The organism is Paraburkholderia sp., from assembly GCF_050742655.1.
Classification (GTDB): domain Bacteria; phylum Pseudomonadota; class Gammaproteobacteria; order Burkholderiales; family Burkholderiaceae; genus Paraburkholderia.
Genome location: NZ_JBOIGG010000052.1, coordinates 1 through 3,684 on the forward strand (window position 1 = coordinate 1; position 3,684 = coordinate 3,684).

A 3,684-nucleotide genomic window follows, 5' to 3' on the forward strand; every position below is an offset into this window, starting at 1 on the left:
GCCAGTACGTGCTCGCCGTCGGCTTCGATCGGGCTCAGATGCTCACACACCAGACCCGCAGCGCCGAGCAGCCGGCGCAGCCGCGCCAGCGGATGCTCCACGATGCGCAGGTGTGTGCTCTCGAGCGATTCGTAGCGCTGGAAGATCCACAGACGCCCGGCCGGGGCAACGACCCGCCGCGCCTGCTCGAGCAGCCGCGCGACGACGCCCTCCCCGCCCGCCAGGTGATCGAGCAGCACGGCATCGAATGACTGCCCGGCGCGCGCCAGATCTGCATCGCTCAAGGTGCCGGGGCTCTCGCCGGGCAGCACACGGCAGCTGAAGCCGCGCTGCTCGGCGAATGCGCGCGCGCCCTGGGCGGCGCGCCGCGAGTGGGCAATGGCCGTGCAGTGACGCGCGGCGGCGGCGGCGCTCGCCAGCAGTTCCAGGTGCGCGACACCGACCACCAGCACCGATCCCAATCCGGAACCGAAGCCGCTCGCCTCGGCAAATCCCGTCAGCGCCCGACCCAGGCGCGACTGCGAGGCAGCGCGGGCGTGACATTCGGGCACGGCGGCCGCGCGCGCCTCGGCGCGGTCACGGATCAGTATGGGATCGCGCCGATCGACCTGTGCCAGCAGCCCGCGCACGAAGCTCACCGCGGCGGGGTCGTCGGCCACGCGGTAATGCACCCATTGTCCTTGCCGCACCCGGGCGAGCAGCCCCGCCTGGCACAGGATCTTCAGATGCCGCGACACACGCGGCTCGCTCTGCTTGAGCGCCTGGGCCAGCTCCGAGACACTCAGCGCACCGTCCGTGCACAGTGCGAGCAGGCGCAGGCGACTCGGCTCCCCCGCCCCTCGCAGCCACGTCACCAGGTCCGCTGCAGTCAGGACACTCATTAAATAATTGTACATGTCTTTAATTACAATGCCTAACTGAGCTGTGGAGGGATGCATCCGGCCGGTGAGTTGTGAGCCTGTGGGAGAGACCCGCCCGAGCCTCAGATCCATTTATTAACTCAGATACGGGACAATAGTTAAATTATCCCCATCTAGTGGATCGCTGGAGATCCTCCAGTGGCAGGTTCCTGCGCAAACAGAGCCTCGACGTCCACGGCATCGAAGCGATAGGGCCGATGGCAAAACTCGCACGTCACGGTCACCGCCCCCTGCTCGCGCAGCACATCCCGCACCTCCTCGGGCCCGAGGGCGCGCAGCAGTCCCGCCACCCTTCCGGCGCTGCAGCGGCATTCGAACTGCACCGGCGCACCCCGGAACAGCCGCAGGTCGTGGCCCGTGAAGCCGCGCGCCAGCAGTTCCTCCACCGGACGGGTCAAAAGCTCCGCGGCGCTCAGGCGCTCGATGCCGCGCTGCGCCCCCTGCCACGCTGCCGTGACCTCCTCCTCGTCGGCGGCTGCGGCCTCGGGCAGCTTCTGCACCAGCATTCCGGCGCCCCGCGCACCATCGGCCGCCAGCAGTACGCGCGTCGGCAGCTGCTCGGAGGAGGCAAAGTAGGCTTCCAGCGATTCGGCAAGCGAGGTGCCCGCGAGCGGTACGACACCCTGATAGCGCATGCTCTTCTCATCCGCTTCGATGGTAACCGTGACGCGACCGTCGGTACCGACCAGCCGGCGAAACACGGCGCCGCGCCGCGCGTCCGCCGGCGACCCGCGCACCGCCGCCTGGTCAAAGCGCGCCACCGCCCGGAGCCGGAAATCATGGGTGCACTGCGCCACCAGCAGCTTCACCGCACCGTTGCCCTGCAGCTGGAACGTGAGGGTGCCGCGGAACTTCAGCGTCGCAGCCAGCAGCACCGAGGCGGCCACCGCCTGACCGAGCAGCTCATCCACGGATTGCGGGTAATCGGTGTGAGCGTGCAGCGCGCGCCACGCGTTTTCCAGCCGCACCCAGTGCCCGCGCACCGGCCGTTTCTCGAAGATGAAGCGCCGCACCTGGTCGCCGGCGGCAATCATGTCTAGCCCCTGCACTCCCGTGTCTGCGCAGTGCTCGGCTGGTGCGTCAGTTTCTCCGGTTGCATGTCTAGCCCGCATCATGCGCGAACAGGCATGAAATTCTGAAAAACAAAAGCCCCCATCGTGGTAAAAGGGCTTTGCGACAAGGCTTTCCACCACTCAAGAGGCTTTTGCGTGATTGAAGATAACACACCACAGACTGTCCTGTTTCCCGGTTTATTTCCCAAGCCGCTGCTGGCACGGTTCGATGAGCGGCACGGCAGCTCCGATGGCGGAGCGATTCTGCTCAAGGCCTGCGATGCGGGGCTTAATCTGAGCCGACGGCTCACCGCCTGCCTGCCCGATCGGCGCCAGTCCGGCAAGGTCGAGCACACGGTACGCGATCTGGTGCGCCAGAGGCTCTTCGGGATCGCCTGCGGTTATGCCGATGGCAATGATGCGGCGCGCTTGGGATCGGACCCGATCCATAAGCTGCTGCTCGATCGCGATGCGATGACGGGGGCGATGCTGGCCTCCCAGCCTACGCTGTCGCGCTTTGAGAACGCGGCGCGCCGAGCGGATCTGTATCGGATAGCCGAAGCGCTGGCCGAGTGCGTGATCGAGCGGCACCGGCGGCGGCTGGGTCGGCGCTGCAAGCATCTGACGATCGATCTGGATCCGACCGACGACCCGACCCACGGGGCGCAGCAGCTCACCTTCTTCAACGGGCACTACGACACCTGGTGCTACCTGCCGGTAGCCGGCTTTGTCACCTTCAACCATGAGCCCGAGCAGTACCTCGTCTCCTACGTGCTGCGGCCGGGCAATGCGCCGGCCACGCTCGGGGCGATCGGGATTTTGAGCCGCCTGCTCGAACGGCTGCGCGAAGCGTTCCCACGCGCTCGCGTGCTGGTGCGGCTCGACGGCGGCTTTGCCGCCCCCGAGATCTTCAAGTTCCTGGAGGCCGAGGGCTGTGACTACGTCGTGGCGATGGCTAAAAACAAGCGTCTGGCGCGCCGCGCCGCACGCTTGATGGGCACGGCTCGTCACCGCTCGCGGCGCACGGGCAAGACCGCTCATGTCTATGGCCAGACACGCTACGCTGCGCGCAGCTGGAGCGCCAAACGCCGCGTCATCATCAAGGCCGAGGTGGTGCGCCATCCGGGGCGGGAGCCGAAGATGAACCCGCGCTTCGTGGTCACCAACCTCAAAGCTAACCCGCGCCGGCTCTATGAGAAGGTCTACTGCGCGCGCGGCGAGATCGAGAATCGGATCAAGGAGTTGCACCATGGGTTGGAGATCGACCGCACCAGCTGCCCGCGCTTCCTGGCCAATCAGATGCGCGTGCTCCTGACCGCTGCCGCCTATGTGCTCATGCAGGAGCTGCGTCGCCGAGCGGCTGGCACCGGTTTGGCGCGTGCCCAGGTGTCGACCTTGCGCGAGCGGCTGCTCAAACTCGGCGCCCGCATCGAACGCTCCGTGCGCCGCATCGTCGTGCATCTGCCGCGCACCGCCGCCTACCAACATGAGTGGCGGCGCATCGCGCTCTCCGTCGGCGCCGTGCCCGCGTAGCCCTCTCACCTCCCTCGTCACGCTGTCGGACTTACTGCGGCAACCGTTGCGGCGAGCCTGCGCTCGCGAACCACGCCTCACAGTTGGTAGAGCGCTGTCGGCGGCCTCAGCGCTCATCGCAACCACAACCTATTGTATATTTGCCGCTCCAATGCTCACTCCGCCGCCATCAACACGCC

General features: G+C 67.0%; 3 protein-coding genes. 1 reads left to right on the forward strand and 2 read right to left on the reverse strand.

Features of this window, described 5'->3' with window-relative positions:
• Both ACREXZ_RS30635 and ACREXZ_RS30640 read right to left on the reverse strand, forming a co-directional pair.
• Positions 1-881, reverse strand: an 881-nt coding sequence (locus tag ACREXZ_RS30635) for a metalloregulator ArsR/SmtB family transcription factor (protein ID WP_431767880.1), incomplete at its 3' end; no start/stop codon positions are given.
• A 152-nt stretch (positions 882-1,033) separates the two neighbouring features.
• On the reverse strand, positions 1,034-1,954 hold the full coding sequence (locus tag ACREXZ_RS30640) for an Hsp33 family molecular chaperone HslO (protein WP_431767881.1): 921 nt from the start codon (positions 1,952-1,954) through the stop codon (positions 1,034-1,036).
• Between the two features lie 174 nt (positions 1,955-2,128).
• On the opposite strand from ACREXZ_RS30640, the gene ACREXZ_RS30645 reads away from it, so the two are divergent.
• On the forward strand, positions 2,129-3,505 hold the full coding sequence (locus ACREXZ_RS30645; RefSeq protein WP_431767882.1) for an IS1380 family transposase: 1,377 nt from the start codon (positions 2,129-2,131) through the stop codon (positions 3,503-3,505).
• Positions 3,506-3,684: the final 179 nt, after the last annotated feature.